General features: G+C 71.2%; 1 protein-coding gene. It reads left to right on the forward strand.

Translation table 11 applies throughout. The features are described 5' to 3' along the window. The coding region (locus NA4_RS37425) for a condensation domain-containing protein (protein ID WP_157129550.1) at positions 1-518 on the forward strand (518 nt) is incomplete at both ends.

A 518-nucleotide genomic window follows, 5' to 3' on the forward strand; every position in this document is an offset into this window, starting at 1 on the left:
CTGGCCACTCAGGTGACCGCGCGGCTGGGCGCCGCGCTGGACACCCGCCTGGCGGTGCGTGACCTGTTCGAGACGTCCACGGTGGTGGCGCTGGCCGCTCGGGTCGAGCGCAACGCCGGGTCCGGCCGCAATCGGCCGAGCTTGGAGGCGGCGCAGCGCCCGGAGCGTATCCCGCTCTCGCCCGCGCAGCAGCGGTACTGGTTCCTCAATCAGTTCGACACGGCCACCTCGGCGGTGGACAACATCCCGCTGGCCGTCCGTTTGTCCGGCACGCTCGACGTGACCGCGCTGGAGCAGGCGATCAGCGACGTGTTCGCCCGCCACGAGGTGCTGCGCACCACCTATCCGCGCTCGGCGGACGGGCCGCATCAGGTGATCCACCCCGCAGCGCCGTCCGTGGTGGCGCTCACCCCGGTCGAGGTCGCCGAGGAGGATCTGCTCGGCACCGTTATCGCCTTCGCGCTGACCACCTTCGACGTCACCGTCGAGGTGCCGTTGGCGGTCGCGCTGTTCCGTAT

It is taken from the genome of Nocardia amamiensis NBRC 102102 (assembly GCF_001612745.1).
Classification (GTDB): Bacteria; Actinomycetota; Actinomycetes; order Mycobacteriales; family Mycobacteriaceae; genus Nocardia; species Nocardia amamiensis.